At 65.0% G+C, this 223-nt stretch carries 1 protein-coding gene; it reads left to right on the forward strand.

Annotation, left to right across the window (positions count from 1 at the left end):
• The coding region (locus tag N801_RS22340) for a LysR substrate-binding domain-containing protein (RefSeq protein WP_035941348.1) at positions 1–223 on the forward strand (223 nt) is incomplete at both ends.

The following is a 223-nucleotide window of genomic DNA, read 5'->3' on the forward strand; positions in this document are numbered from 1 at the left end:
CGGTGCTGGAGACGCCCTATTCCAATTCCGTCTGCGAGTTCGCCCTGCATGGCGTCGGCATCGGCCTGGTGCATCCGGTCATGGCGCTGGACTACCTGGCGCGCGGGCTGACCATCAAGCCGCTGGAACTGGACATCGGCTTTGCCTGCCTGCTGGTGTTCCGGCCCGGCACACCGCTTTCGGAAAACGCGCGGGCGTTGCTGAAAGCGATGCGCATCGAGCT

The sequence above is a fragment of the Knoellia aerolata DSM 18566 genome, from assembly GCF_000768695.1.
GTDB lineage: Bacteria > Actinomycetota > Actinomycetes > Actinomycetales > Dermatophilaceae > Knoellia > Knoellia aerolata.